Source organism: Type-C symbiont of Plautia stali, assembly GCF_059730935.1.
Genome location: NZ_AP035923.1, coordinates 3,711,169 through 3,723,661, shown reverse-complemented (window position 1 = coordinate 3,723,661; position 12,493 = coordinate 3,711,169). Strand labels below are relative to the sequence as shown.

The 12,493-nt window shown below is 59.1% G+C and carries 13 protein-coding genes; 7 read left to right on the top strand and 6 right to left on the bottom strand.

Annotation, left to right across the window (positions count from 1 at the left end; all coding sequences use genetic code 11):
• Positions 1–63 precede the first annotated feature (63 nt).
• The 3 genes from gntR to gntU all read left to right on the top strand — a co-directional run bounded on the left by gntR (position 64) and on the right by gntU (position 3,080).
• Positions 64–1,059 carry a gluconate operon transcriptional repressor GntR gene (gene gntR / locus AC6I7J_RS17575; protein WP_021507996.1) on the top strand — a complete coding sequence of 332 codons (996 nt, stop codon included), beginning with the start codon at positions 64–66 and terminating at the stop codon, positions 1,057–1,059.
• Between the two features lie 141 nt (positions 1,060–1,200).
• Entirely contained in the window at positions 1,201–1,737 is a 537-nt protein-coding gene (gene gntK, locus AC6I7J_RS17570) for a gluconokinase (protein WP_010615889.1), read from the top strand.
• A gap of 2 nt (positions 1,738–1,739) precedes the next feature.
• Positions 1,740–3,080: a gluconate transporter gene (gntU, locus tag AC6I7J_RS17565; RefSeq protein WP_021507994.1), complete on the top strand. Its 1,341-nt coding sequence runs from the start codon at positions 1,740–1,742 to the stop codon at positions 3,078–3,080.
• A gap of 81 nt (positions 3,081–3,161) precedes the next feature.
• Here the strand turns inward: gntU and AC6I7J_RS17560 are convergent, their stop codons facing one another.
• The 6 genes from AC6I7J_RS17560 to AC6I7J_RS17535 form a co-directional block, all read right to left on the bottom strand.
• A complete protein-coding gene (locus tag AC6I7J_RS17560) occupies positions 3,162–4,787 on the bottom strand; it encodes a Na/Pi cotransporter family protein (RefSeq protein ID WP_031279764.1) in 1,626 nt (541 codons plus the stop codon).
• 108 nt (positions 4,788–4,895) lie between these two features.
• Positions 4,896–5,888, bottom strand: a complete 993-nt coding sequence (locus AC6I7J_RS17555; protein ID WP_021507867.1) for an ABC transporter ATP-binding protein — start codon at positions 5,886–5,888, stop codon at positions 4,896–4,898.
• A 2-nt stretch (positions 5,889–5,890) separates the two neighbouring features.
• A complete protein-coding gene (locus AC6I7J_RS17550; protein ID WP_058757571.1) occupies positions 5,891–6,676 on the bottom strand; it encodes an ABC transporter permease in 786 nt (261 codons plus the stop codon).
• A 1-nt stretch (position 6,677) separates the two neighbouring features.
• Positions 6,678–7,529, bottom strand: coding sequence for an ABC transporter permease (locus AC6I7J_RS17545; RefSeq protein WP_498006301.1), 852 nt, complete (start codon positions 7,527–7,529; stop codon positions 6,678–6,680).
• Positions 7,529–8,338 carry an alkaline phosphatase family protein gene (locus tag AC6I7J_RS17540; RefSeq protein ID WP_215480797.1) on the bottom strand — a complete coding sequence of 270 codons (810 nt, stop codon included), beginning with the start codon at positions 8,336–8,338 and terminating at the stop codon, positions 7,529–7,531. The genes AC6I7J_RS17545 and AC6I7J_RS17540 overlap by 1 nt, the downstream gene beginning before the upstream one ends.
• A 141-nt stretch (positions 8,339–8,479) precedes the next feature.
• Positions 8,480–9,541, bottom strand: coding sequence for an ABC transporter substrate-binding protein (locus AC6I7J_RS17535; RefSeq protein WP_058770009.1), 1,062 nt, complete (start codon positions 9,539–9,541; stop codon positions 8,480–8,482).
• A 226-nt stretch (positions 9,542–9,767) separates the two neighbouring features.
• Between AC6I7J_RS17535 and AC6I7J_RS17530 the strand changes: the two genes are divergently transcribed.
• From AC6I7J_RS17530 to ubiA, 4 genes are all read left to right on the top strand, one after another.
• On the top strand, positions 9,768–10,466 hold the full coding sequence (locus AC6I7J_RS17530; protein ID WP_498006298.1) for a UTRA domain-containing protein: 699 nt from the start codon (positions 9,768–9,770) through the stop codon (positions 10,464–10,466).
• A 70-nt stretch (positions 10,467–10,536) separates the two neighbouring features.
• A complete protein-coding gene (psiE, locus tag AC6I7J_RS17525; protein WP_010616618.1) occupies positions 10,537–10,947 on the top strand; it encodes a phosphate-starvation-inducible protein PsiE in 411 nt (136 codons plus the stop codon).
• Between the two features lie 92 nt (positions 10,948–11,039).
• Complete coding sequence (ubiC, locus tag AC6I7J_RS17520; protein WP_010616617.1) at positions 11,040–11,558, top strand: chorismate lyase; 519 nt, start codon at positions 11,040–11,042, stop codon at positions 11,556–11,558.
• Positions 11,559–11,582: 24 nt separating this feature from the next.
• Entirely contained in the window at positions 11,583–12,449 is an 867-nt protein-coding gene (ubiA, locus tag AC6I7J_RS17515) for a 4-hydroxybenzoate octaprenyltransferase (protein ID WP_021507861.1), read from the top strand.
• Positions 12,450–12,493: the final 44 nt, after the last annotated feature.

Here is a 12,493-nt window from a genome sequence, read left to right as displayed (position 1 = left end):
GCAACGGCATAACATGACAAAAAAATGATAAACTCAGCGTATCTCTGACCTCAGGCGCACACGATGAAGAAGAAAAGACCGGTATTACAGGATGTTGCCGATCGCGTCGGCATCACAAAAATGACCGTCAGCCGCTACCTGCGGAACCCCGATCAGGTCTCTGCGGCGCTGCGCGACAAAATCGCCGTGGCGCTGGATGAACTCGGCTATATCCCCAACCGTGCGCCCGACATGCTCTCTAACGCCACCAGCCGCGCGATTGGCGTGCTGCTGCCCTCGCTCACCAACCAGGTGTTTGCCGACGTGCTGCGCGGCATTGAAACCGTGACCGATGAAGCGGGCTATCAGACGCTGGTGGCGCACTTCGGCTATAACCCGCACAAAGAGGAGCTGCAGCTGCGTTCGCTGCTGGGCTGGAACATTGATGGCGTGATCCTGACCGAACGTTCCCACACGCCGGGCACGCTGCGCATGCTGGAAGTGGCGGGCATTCCGGTGATCGAAATGATGGATTGCGTCACGCCGTGTCTTGATATGGCCGTGGGCTTCGACAACGTCGAGGCGGCGCGGCAGATGACGCATGCTATCCTCAGGAAAGGCCATCGTCACACCGTCTATCTGGGCGCGCGCCTCGATGAGCGTACGCTGCAAAAGCAGCAGGGCTACGAACAGGCGATGCGCGAAGCCGGGCTGACGCCACACAGCGTCATGATGGAAGATGCCTCCTCCTTCAGCGCCGGTGCCCAGTTGCTGCGCGAGGCGCAGAAGCGCTATCCGCACACTGACAGCCTGTTCTGTACCAATGATGACCTGGCGGTAGGCGCGATGTTTGAGTGCCAGCGCCAGGGGTTGCGCGTGCCGGAGCAGATGGCGATCGCCGGCTTTCACGGCCACGACATCACGCAGGTGGTCAATCCGCGGCTGGCTACGGTGCTGACGCCACGCGAACGCATGGGGCGTGAATCAGCCGCCATGCTGCTGGCGCGGATTGGCGGCGATCGCAGCGTGACCGCGCCGCTGGATGTCGGTTTTGAGATTGCCGAAGGTGGCAGCATCTGATTTTGGCGATTTTTTGAGTCAGTTCACACTTTCGTGCTTTTCCGCCTGACAAGGGTTGCCAGCGTCTGAGCGCGCTCGGACAATGGCAATCAAAATTGTTATCGGTAACATTGGCAGCTTAACCTGCCGGAGCGCAAAACCATGACCACGCCATCTCCATCGCACCACGTCTTTATCCTGATGGGTGTTTCCGGCAGCGGAAAGTCTGCCGTCGCCAATCAGGTGTCTCATCAGCTCAGCACCGCGTTTCTGGATGGTGACTTCCTGCATCCGCGCAGCAACATTACCAAAATGGCGGAAGGCCATCCGCTGAACGACGACGATCGCCAGCCGTGGCTGCAGGCGCTGAATGATGCGGCGTTCGCGATGCAGCGTACCCAGGCGATCTCGATCATCGTCTGTTCAGCGCTGAAAAAGTCCTATCGTGACATCCTGCGTCAGGGCAATCACAACCTGAAATTCATCTATCTGAAGGGTGATTTTGCCACCATTGAGTCTCGTCTCAAGGCGCGCAAAGGCCACTTCTTCAAACCGCAGATGCTGGTGACACAGTTTGAAACCCTGCAGGAACCGGGTGCCGACGAGCCGGATGTACTGGTTGTCGATATCAATCACTCACTGGATGAGGTAGTTGCGGCCACGGTTGCGACCATCGAGGGCGCAATCAACAAGGGCTAGTCATGAGTACCGCAACGCTGGTGTTAACCGCAGCAGGCTCTGTCCTGCTGCTGCTGTTTTTGGTGATGAAAGCGCGGATGCACGCCTTTGTCGCCCTGATGTTAGTATCGATGGGTGCCGGTCTGTTCTCCGGTATGCCGCTGGATAAAATTGCCGAGACCATGCAAAAAGGCATGGGCGGCACGCTCGGCTTTCTCGCCATTGTGGTGGCGCTGGGCGCCATGTTCGGCAAAATTCTGCATGAAACCGGTGCGGTCGATCAGATCGCCATTCGCATGCTGAAAACCTTTGGCGAGCGGCGCGCGCACTATGCGATGGGCATTGCCGGGCTGATCTGTGCGCTGCCGCTGTTCTTTGAAGTGGCCGTGGTGTTGTTGATCAGCATCGCCTTCGCGGTGGCACGTCGTACCCACGATAATCTGGTTAAACTGGTGATCCCGCTGTTTGCCGGTGTCGCCGCCGCGGCGGCCTTTTTGCTGCCCGGACCGGCACCGATGCTGCTGGCGGCGCAGATGCACGCTGACTTTGGCTGGATGATCCTGCTGGGGCTGTGCGCGGCGATCCCCGGCATGCTGATTGCCGGTCCGCTGTTCGGCAACCTGATTGCGCGCCATGTGACGTTCAGCGCGCCGCCGGAAGATCATCAGCCGGACGTCAGCGAGGGCCAGCTGCCGTCGTTTGGCTTTAGCCTGTCGCTGATTCTGTTCCCGCTGCTGCTGGTCGGGCTGAAAACCATCGGCGCGCGCTTTACCACACCGGATTCACGTCTGTATGCATGGCTGGAGTTTATCGGCCATCCGTTTACCGCCATCCTGCTGGCGCTGCTGGTAGCGATTTACGGCCTGGCTTACCGTCAGGGCATGGATAAAGAGAAGGTGATGCAGGTATGCGGCAGCGCGCTGCAGCCGGCGGGGATTATCCTGCTGGTGATTGGTGCGGGCGGCGTGTTCAAGCAGGTGCTGGTGGATTCCGGCGTTGGCCCGGTGCTGGGCCACGCGCTGACCGGTGCCGGCATGCCGATTGCGCTGGCCTGTTTTATTCTCTCCGGCGCGATTCGGGTGATTCAGGGCTCGGCCACGGTGGCCTGTTTAACCACCGTCGGTCTGGTGATGCCGGTGATTGAACCGTTGCATTACAGCGGTGCGCAGCTGGCGGCGCTGTCGATCTGCATCGGCGGCGGCTCGATTATTATCAGCCACGTCAACGATGCCGGTTTCTGGCTGTTTGGTCGCTTCACCGGTGCCACCGAAGGCGAGACGCTGAAGACCTGGACGCTGATGGAGACGATTCTCGGCACCACCGGCGCCATCGTCGGGATGATCGCGTTTAGTTTGTTGTCGTAATGGCAATGCGCAATAAATTGCGCCGTTACAGATTAATGCACAGCCTGTAGCGGCGCGATTTATCGCGCGTTGTAAAAATGATCAATCCACCTCGCGCTCATCGTCCGGCTGGTCCAGCACAGTGTACGCCACCGCGCAGAACAGCGAATTCAGGCGCTTCATATCTCCCAGCAAACCTAAATGCAGCGAACTGGTTTCGATGCTTTGCACATTCTGCCGGTGCAGGCGCTCGACGTGGGCGTGGGAATAACGGCGAATCAGGATGCGGAAACGGTGCTTGGCACGGCGCAGGCGCTTGGCGCTGGTGACGTCGTGTGACAGAAACACCGACAGGCTCAGGCGCAGGTTGCTTAACACCTGCTCCTGCAGCGAATTCAGCTCTTCCAGCCCTTCCGGCGAAAACGCCCGGCGCGCCTGCAGCGATTTGTCCGCTACGTCGGCGCTCATGCGTTCGATAATGTCGCCTGCCTGCTCCAGATTCAGCGCCATCTCAATCACCTCGGCCCAGCGGCGTGAATCCTCTTCCGCCAGATCCTCCTTCGGCATGCGCGCCAGATAGAGCTTAATGGCGGTGTACAGCACGTCCACATCATCATCCAGCCGCCGCACTGCGCGCTCCTCGCGCAGTTCGCCCATCACCACCTTGTTGAAGCTCTCCAGCATCTGCTCCACCACATCGCCAATGCGCAGCGTTTCCCGCGCCGCGTTGGCCAGCGCCAGCGCCGGGGTATCCAGCGCGCTGCTGTCGAGGTGCTTAGGCTTGAGATGGGTCTGGTTTTCCGCATCGTCGGCGATCATGCGGCGGCACAGGCGCGCCATCGGTTCGGCAAACGGCACCATCACCAGACAGCGCACCAGGTTGTAGAACACGTGGAAGAAGATCACCATCTCTTCATCGTTAACCGGCAGCTTATCCAGCAGGTCGGCGATGTAATCGACAAACGGCAAAATAACGATGCTGCCAATCAGCTTGAACAACAGGCTACCGAGCGCCACCCGCTTGCCGGCAGCATTCGATCCGCTGGCGTTGATCATCGCCAGCAAGCCGCTGCCGAGGTTAGCGCCAATCACCAGACACAGCGCCACTTTGAACGAGATAACGCCGGTGGCGGTCAGCGTGGCGGTAATCAGCACCGCGGCCAGGCTGGAGTAGCTGATTATGGCGAATACCGCGCCAATCAGCGCATCCAGCATGATATCGCCGGTCAGCGTGGAGAACAGCACCTGTACGCCAGCGGCCTGCGTAATGGGTTTGGCGGCGGCGACAATCAGCTGCAGCGCCAGCAGAATCAGCCCGAGGCCGATGGCCGCGCGTCCGATCTGACCGGCGCGCGTCTGTTTGCGGCTGAGGAAAAATACCACGCCAAAAAAGATAAACAGCGGCGACAGCCAGGAGAGATCGAAGGTCAGGATACGCGCCATGATGGCGGTCCCGACGTCAGCTCCCAGCACCACCACCAGCGCGGGCGTCAGGCTGACCAGATTCTGCGCCACAAACGAGGTGACTAATAACGTGGTGGCGTTACTGCTCTGCACCAGCGCGGTAACGCCAATCCCGGCAAGAAACGCCATCGGTTTTTTTTCCACGCTGCGGCTTAACACGCGACGCAGATCGGCACCGTATACGCGCATCACGCCGGTGCGGACAATGTGGGTGCCCCATACCAGCAGGGCGACGGCGGAGAGAAGGTTAAGCAGGGTTAGCACGAATAAAGGCTCCTATGCGCCAGGCAGAAAACAGGCGGCTGCCTGCCTGGCGATAAGCACAGCCGATAAATACCTGCGTCGCGCTGCGTTGCCAATTTTTCGTTTAATTTAAGCGACCTGGCGCAACGTCGACATCTCTAACTGTAGTCCAATCTGCATGCCGGCGGGGTGTAAATCTGCCACGCTGCGGTTGAGCACATCCACCGACAACTCGACCTGATTCGCCAGCACGCGATAGCGGATCACGTTCCCGAGCAGGCTATGGCTGAGAATGGTGGCCGCGATGCCTGCCTGCGGTGCGCACAGCTGGATGGATTCCGGACGAATCGCCACCTGGCTGCTGAACGGCTGGCCGGTCAGCTGCGTTGCCTGTTCGGCGCTCAGCAGGTTGTAGTTACCAATAAAGCCCGCGGCGAACAGATCCACCGGCTGGGTATAGAGCGTTTCCGCGTTGCCGTTTTGCACAATGCGACCGCGATTCATCAGCACAATACGGTCCGACAGCGTCAGCGCCTCTTCCTGATCGTGGGTGACAAAAATGGTGGTCAGCTTCAGCTCCTGCTGAATGTGGCGAATCTGCTCGCGCAGATGGCGGCGAATGCGGGCGTCCAGCGCCGACAGCGGTTCATCCAGCAGCAGCAGGCGCGGCCGCGTCACCAGCGAACGCGCCAGCGCCACGCGCTGACACTGGCCGCCCGACAACTGGTGCGGATAGCGGCGCGCGAAGTCGGTCAGTTCCACCAGCGCCAGCGCTTCCATCACGCGTTGCTGAATCTCGCCGGCGGGCAGTTTCTGCATCTTCAGGCCAAACGCGACGTTCTTCTCCACCGTCATATTGGGAAACAGCGCATAGCTCTGGAACACCATGCCAATGGTGCGCTTTTGTGGCGGCAGCGGCACCAGATCCTGGCCCTGCAGCAGAATGGTGCCGCTGTCGACATCGGTCAGGCCGGCGATGCAGCGCAGCAGTGTTGACTTGCCGCAGCCGCTCGGGCCGAGCAGGGTGACAAACTCACCTTCGTCGGCGCTGAAATCGATGTTTTCAAAAATGGTGGTGGGGCCGTAGCTTTTATTCAGTTGGGTAACGTTCAGGTAACTCATGGTCAGCCTCGTTCAGGATTGAGGGCATTGGCCAGCCAGGTGACCAGCAGGACAACCGCAAAATAAGAGATCACCAGCGCGCTGGTGAAATGCCCGCTGCCGTTGCGCATGTTGTAGAGATAAACCTGCAGCGTTTCATAGCGGGTGCCGACCAGCAGGTTAGCAAAGACAAACTCACCAATCAGAAACGAGAAGGAGAGCAGCACGGCAATAAACACCCCTTTGCGCAGATTTGGCAGCACCACAAACAGGGCTGCCTGCCAGGTGCTGGCGCCCAGCAGATGAGCCGCGTCAATCAGCTCTTTCAGGTTGATGGCCTGCATATTGTTGGCAATGGCGCGGTAGATAAACGGCAACGCAATGGTGAAGTAACAGCCGATGAGAATCCACGGCGTGCCGGTCAGCATCAGCGGGCCCGAGGAGTAGAGCTGCAGCAGCCCGACCGACGAGACTACCGGCGGCACGGCAAACGGCATCAGAATCAGCACGTTCATCACCGCGTCCAGTTTTGGATAGTAGTAAGCGATTACAAACATCGCAGGCAGCACCAGCAGCAGGGAGAACAGCAGCGCACCCACGCAGATCAGCAGCGAATGACCGAGCGCGGTGAGGAAGCGCGGATCGCTCCACAACTGCGTCAGCCACTTCAAGGTAAAGCCCTGCGGCAGAATGGTATCGCTCCACTCGCTGGAGATGCCGTACAGCAGCGTCGCCAGCAGCGGTGCGGCGAGCACGATCAGCAGCAGCCAGACAATCAGGCGATGGTAGAGTTTTTCGACGCGAGACATGTCAGGACTCCTGTACGCGGGCATGCAGATAGCTGCGACGCACCAGATACTGCTGCACCACGGTAATCAGCGCCATAATCAGCACCAGCAGCATCGCCAGCGCGCCGCCGGTATTGGGATCGAGCGAGATATCGCCTGACACCAGCGCGGCGATGCGCACTGGCACCACGTTGAAGTTGCCGGTGGTCAGCGCGTAAATGGTGGCGTAGGCGCCCAGCGCGTTGGCCAGCAAAATCACAAAGGTGCCGAGCAGCGCCGGAAACAGAATCGGCAGGCCGATGTGCCACCAGTAGCGCCAGCGGCTGGCACCGAGCAGTGCCGCCGACTCTTCCCAGTCTTTCCGCAGCCCGTCAAACGCCGGGTAGAGCAGCAGAATAACGAGCGGAATCTGGAACCAGGTGTAAACCAGCACCATGCCGTCGCGCGAAAACAGTTTAAAGCTGTCCAGCCAGCCGTAGTGGCGCAGCAGCAGCGTCAGGCAGCCGTTCAGTCCAAGCAGGATGACAAAGGCGAAGGCCAGCGGCACGCCGGCGAAGTTGCTGGTCATATTGGTGAACGACAGCAAAAAGCGCTGAAAACGCCCGGTGCCGAGCTTGTGCAGCGAATAACCGGCAAGCAGCGCGATCAGCAGACCGTAAACGCTCGACCACAGTGAAATATCCAGCGACAGGCGAAAGGCCTGCAGGTAGAACGGTGAAGTGAGGATATCGCTGTAGTTATCGATGCCCCAGCGCTCATTGATATCGCTCCAGAAGCTGTTGATGGCAATCCACAGCAGCGGCGCGAGCTGGAAGGCGATCCAGAACAGCACGAACGGCAGCAGCAACAGCGAGGCCAGGGTTTTGCCCTTCATCAGCGCGGCTCCGCCAGCAGACCACGACACAGCGGTTTGTCGTGCGTGACGCCGAGCAGGGTGCAGACGGTGCCGCACAGGTCGGTTTGCTGCGGTTCCAGGTCGGGCTGCAGCGAGAAGCCGCGGCCAAAAACAAACAGCGGCACCTGCGTCTCTTCCGGCAGAATACCGCCGTGCGAGCGATCGTCGTTCATGCCGTGGTCGGCGGTGACAATCACCTGATAACCGGCGGCCAGCCAGCCGGGCATCCACTGCGATAGATAGCCATCCGCCATTCGTGCCCGGTTACGGTACTGCGGTGATGACAGGCTGTGCTTGTGCCCGGCATCGTCGATGTTCATTGGGTGAATCAGCAGGAAATCGGGATCGTGCTGCAGGCGCAGGCTTTCGGCATCCTCAAACAGATGCGAGTCGGGGTAACCGTCGTCCCAGTAGAAATGGCCGTACTGGATCGGCAGGTCGGGCGCGTTAGTGTGGCGGTCGCGCGCGGCGTTAAACGGCGAGCGGTTATACAGTTCGCTCACCCAGTGATAAGCGGCAGCGGCGGTAGTGAGTCCGGCGTCGCGCGCGTAGTGGAAGATACTGCGCTGAGTGCTCAGGCGATTGACGCCGTTGTGAATGATGCCGCTGCGCACCGGCGGAATGCCGGTCAGAATGCATTCGTACAGCGGACGCGACAGCGACGGCAGTTCGCAGGTCAGCGTGTAATAGTGACCGTTGCCCTGTTTGCATTCGGCAAACAGATAGCCCATGGCGTGCTGCGCCACCTGATTACTCAGCCCATCGAGTACCACCAGGATTGTTTTCATCCCCGCTCCCTCAGGTGCGCATGAATGCGCACCCTGTAAAAATTGGTGATAGGTACCGGCGCAATGTATTGCGCATTGCCGGAAAACGGATGCGCGATACATCGCGCCGCTACGGTATGTGCGACTGGCAAAACGTCTGCGTTACTGCTTCATGTTAATCACTACATTCTCCTGCCACAGACGCGGCAGCAGTTTTGAGGTCTTATCCCAGGCAGCCTGATCTTTGATCGGGCGGGCATTTTTGTATTCGGACTGTGGCAGCAGCTTGGCCTGCACGTCTGCCGGCAGCGTTAAATGCTCGGCGCGAATCGGGCGCGCATAGCCTTTCGCCAGGTTGATCTGGCCCTCATCCGACAGAATGTATTCACGCGCCAGCTTCGCCGCGTTCGGGTGGCGGGCGTATTTGTTGATAATGGTGGTGTAGCCAGAAGTCACGGACCCGTCCGACGGAATCACCACTTCGTAGCGATTTTTATCAATCTGATCGCGGTAGTTCAGGCCGTTGAAGTCCCACACCACGGCGACCTGAATCTCACCTTTTTCGATGTTGGCGATCACCGGATCGGTCACGCCAAGGCGGCCCTGTTTCGCCAGCTCGCCAAAGAACGCCAGCGCCGGCTTGATGTTCTTCTCGTCACCGCCCAGCGCATAGCTGGCGGCGAGGACGCCGTTTGCCGCCTGAGCTGCCGTGCCGACGTCGCCGATAGTGACCACATACTTACCTTTTTTCAGATCGGCCCAGCTGTGCGGTGCGTCTTTCACCTGCTGCTTGTCGATCAGGAAAGCGATGGTGCCGGTGTAGGCCAGCATCCAGTTGCCATCGGCGTCTTTCGCCCATGCCGGAATCTGATCCCAGTGCGTCGGTTTATAGGGTTGCGCCACGCCTTTGGCGACGGCAATCGGACCGAAAGCGGCGCCCACGTCGCCGATATCGGCGCTGGCGTTATCCTGCTCGGCGGCAAACTTCGCCAGCTCCTGCGCCGAAGACATATCGGTATCGCTGTGCTTCAGACCATATTTGGTGCTGAGATCGTTCCAGGTATCTTTCCAGTTAGCCCAGGTGTCAGGCATACCGACGCTGTTAACCTGGCCTTCGGCGCGCGCGGCTTTTTCCAGTGCGGCAACATCGTTATCGGCGGCATGCGCGGCGGGCAGCGCAAGCAGAACAGCACTGGCTACTACAGAAGAGATAAACGCTTTCATCTCGATTGCTCCGGGTGTAAGTTGTGGGTCGTCGTGGTCTAGTCCAGCAAGAACCGAGCCAATGTAGCCCGGATAGATGAAGGTTTTATGACCGGGGTGTTGAAATGGGATGTGGCGCGTCGTTCCACATGCGGTTACAGCGCGCTAAAGCGTGGGATGTGCCTTGTCACATTGTAGTCATCGAACTGTCATAGTGCAGATTTGCCCCAAAATGAGGCTGAAAAAAATGTCGTCGAAAACCGCAGATGTGATCGCCGCCGCACTATGCGAACGGATTGAAAACGGAGAGTTTGTCACCAGACGATTGCCGGCCGAGCGCGCGTTGAGCGAACAATATTCAACCACGCGCATCACGCTTCGTGAAGCGCTTGGCCTGCTGGAAGCGCAGGGCGTCATCTACCGCGAACTGCGGCGCGGCTGGTTTATTGCGCCGCCGCGCCTCATCTATAACCCGGCACATCACAGCCACTTTCACGCCATGGCGCTGCAGCAGGGGCGTATTGCCAGCACTGAGGTGATGGAGGCGCGCGAGGTGCCGGCGCAGCTGGCAATTGCGCGTCATCTGCAACTGCTGGAAGGCGATCAGGTGTACCGCATTCGCCGCCTGCGCCGCATTGATGGCCGCGCGGTGCTGTACGTCGAGCATTACCTCAATCCGGCCTTCTTTCCCGGTCTGCTGCGTGAAGATCTCACCCGCTCGCTGACCGATCTGTATGACCAGCGCTACGGCATTCACTATGGCGGCGCACGGTTTACCATTGTGCCCGGTCCGCTTCCGGCGCGGGCGGCGCCCGCACTGAACGTGGCGAGCGGTACGCCCGGCCTGCTGATCACGCGTATCAACCGTGACCAGCATAAGCGGGTGATTGACTGCGACTGCGAGTACTGGCGTTATGACGCGCTGTGTGTTGATGTTGATGTGTGATGTATTGTGATTTAGATCACATTACAGCATGATAGCGCCAGAAGAATCTCGTCATCTGAGGCGCAAAATAATGACAACAAAACCAGCGGCGGGGCAGCTTATTGCTTCGGTATTACAGTGGGTACTGAACATTGGCCTGGTGATTCTGGCCGTTATTCTGGTGGTGTTTCTCGGTAAAGAGACCATTCACCTGGCGAATGTGCTGTTCAGCACCGGTGAGCAGGCGTCTTCGTATCTGCTGATCGAAGGCATTGTGATCTACTTTCTCTATTTCGAGTTTATCGCGCTGATTGTGAAGTACTTTCAGTCCGGCTATCACTTTCCGCTGCGCTACTTCGTCTATATCGGCATCACGGCGATTATTCGTCTGATCATTGTCGATCATAAAAATCCTTTCGATACGTTGTGCTACTCGGCGGCCATTTTGATTCTGGTGGTGACGCTGTGGCTGGCCAACAGTAACCGCCTGAAACGCGAGTAATTCCTCCCGCGACGCCAGCGTGGCACAAGCAGATGTGTCACGCTGAGCGCGGTGCGCTACACTAGGGCAACTTTTTTACCGGAGATGTCCTGATGTCGCATGACGCGCTGCGCCAGTTACGCGCACTGCACTGGCTGCCAGCCTCTTCCCCGTTACTTTCACCGCCGCTGCTTGACTGGCTGCTGGAAGAAGACTCAATGACGCGCCGCTTTGAGCAGCACTGCCAGCAGGTTACCGTACAACTGCTGCGGGAAGCGTTCATTACCGCCGATGAGATGCCGCAGGAAGCGGCGTTTTTGCCTGCCGACACGCGCTTCTGGCTGCGTGAAATCGTGCTGTGCGGTGACAATGAGCCCTGGCTGATTGGCCGTACCGTGGTGCCGGAGAGCACGCTGAACGGCCCGGAACAGATGCTGCAAAATCTCGGCACGCGACCGCTGGGACGCTACCTGTTTTCCTCCTCGACGCTGAGCCGCGATTTTATCGATCCGGGCCAGATTGATGACCTGTGGGGACGCCGCTCGCGGCTGCGCCTGTCCGGAAAACCGCTGCTGTTAACTGAACTGTTTTTACCGGCGTCGCCGCTGTACCGCGCGCTGAAGCAAGGATAACGCCCCGTGCAAAAGACTTTAACCATGAGCAAATGGCAGGCCTATAGTCGCCTGATGCGTATTGATAAACCGATTGGCACGCTGCTGCTGCTGTGGCCGACACTGTGGGCGCTGTGGCTGTCCGGCATGGCGATTCCGCCGCTGTCGGTGCTGCTGGTGTTCGTCCTCGGCGTGTTTGTGATGCGCGCGGCGGGCTGCGTGATTAATGATTATGCCGACCGTAACGTCGACGGCCACGTGAAACGCACCGCCGCGCGACCGTTAGCCAGCGGCGCGGTAACGGAGAAAGAGGCGAAGCTGCTGTTTGCCGGCCTCGGTCTGCTGGCGTTCCTGCTGGTGCTGACCATGAACCGCATGACCATTCTGCTGTCGTTTGGCGGGCTGGCGCTGGCGTGGGTTTATCCCTTTATGAAGCGCTATACCCATCTGCCGCAGGTAGTGCTGGGCGCGGCGTTTGGCTGGGCGATTCCGATGGGCTGGGCGGCGGTTAGTGAGTCCTTACCCTTTGTCTGCTGGCTGGTGTTTCTTGCCAATATTTGCTGGACGGTGGCTTATGACACCCAGTACGCCATGGTTGACCGCGACGACGATCTGAAGATTGGCGTGAAATCCACGGCGATTCTGTTTGGGCGTTACGACAAGCTGATTATCGGGTTGTTACAGCTGGCCGCGCTGGGCCTGATGGCACTGGTGGGCATTTTACTGCATCTGAACGGTGCGTTTTACTGGTCGCTGCTGCTGGCGGGCGGGCTGTTTGTGCATCAGCAGAAACTGATTGCCGGGCGTGAACGTGAGCTGTGCTTCCAGGCATTCCTCAACAACAACTACGTTGGCCTGGTGCTGTTTATTGGCGTGCTGCTTAATACCCAGCCGTTTGTTGCGCTGTTCTGATGATGGGGTGATTAACCCCGGCGGCGCGCCGGTCGCCGTAGTGG

Bases quoted from the DNA above. Each gene is read 5' to 3' on its own strand.
- AC6I7J_RS17555 (WP_021507867.1), bottom strand. From the start codon at position 5,888: ATGAGTTACCTGAACGTTACCCAACTGAATAAAAGCTACGGCCCCACC.
- AC6I7J_RS17545 (WP_498006301.1), bottom strand. From the start codon at position 7,529: ATGAAGGGCAAAACCCTGGCCTCGCTGTTGCTGCTGCCGTTCGTGCTG.
- AC6I7J_RS17540 (WP_215480797.1), bottom strand. From the start codon at position 8,338: ATGAAAACAATCCTGGTGGTACTCGATGGGCTGAGTAATCAGGTGGCG.
- gntR (WP_021507996.1), top strand. From the start codon at position 64: ATGAAGAAGAAAAGACCGGTATTACAGGATGTTGCCGATCGCGTCGGC.
- gntK (WP_010615889.1), top strand. From the start codon at position 1,201: ATGACCACGCCATCTCCATCGCACCACGTCTTTATCCTGATGGGTGTT.
- AC6I7J_RS17535 (WP_058770009.1), bottom strand. From the start codon at position 9,541: ATGAAAGCGTTTATCTCTTCTGTAGTAGCCAGTGCTGTTCTGCTTGCG.
- ubiC (WP_010616617.1), top strand. From the start codon at position 11,040: ATGTCGCATGACGCGCTGCGCCAGTTACGCGCACTGCACTGGCTGCCA.
- AC6I7J_RS17530 (WP_498006298.1), top strand. From the start codon at position 9,768: ATGTCGTCGAAAACCGCAGATGTGATCGCCGCCGCACTATGCGAACGG.
- psiE (WP_010616618.1), top strand. From the start codon at position 10,537: ATGACAACAAAACCAGCGGCGGGGCAGCTTATTGCTTCGGTATTACAG.
- AC6I7J_RS17550 (WP_058757571.1), bottom strand. From the start codon at position 6,676: ATGTCTCGCGTCGAAAAACTCTACCATCGCCTGATTGTCTGGCTGCTG.
- ubiA (WP_021507861.1), top strand. From the start codon at position 11,583: ATGAGCAAATGGCAGGCCTATAGTCGCCTGATGCGTATTGATAAACCG.
- gntU (WP_021507994.1), top strand. From the start codon at position 1,740: ATGAGTACCGCAACGCTGGTGTTAACCGCAGCAGGCTCTGTCCTGCTG.